At 57.9% G+C, this 280-nt stretch carries 1 pseudogene; it reads right to left on the bottom strand.

Going from position 1 to position 280, the window contains the following annotated elements:
* A pseudogene (locus tag AC0L2O_RS36700) lies at window positions 1-205 on the bottom strand (hypothetical protein); the annotation flags it as partial.
* Between the last annotated feature and the right edge of the window lie 75 nt (window positions 206-280).

Genomic DNA, 280 nt, shown 5'->3' with positions numbered 1-280 from the left:
AGTCGACGATGCCTTGGTCGAGAAGGGACGTGTGGCTCTCCAGAGCATCCGCGTCGGCTATGTAGAAATTCGACGCCAGGAAAGCGCGGATCTGATCCTTGCAGGTTTCGGCTCTATCCTTGGTAGACAACATTGAATTCTCCTGAGCGCGGCGGATCTGCTCGACCGCACCATCGCCGCCAGCCGAAATCTTTTCATCGATCATTCTGATGAAGCCGCGATCTTCGCCAAACGGCCGCGCTTGCTTCCGTTGGCTGTCACATCGCGGCGCAGCCGATCG

This window comes from Bradyrhizobium sp. Kon10 (assembly GCF_055807395.1).
The sequence above is the reverse complement of the archived record's forward strand: the minus strand, read 5'-3'. Positions and strand labels throughout refer to the sequence as shown.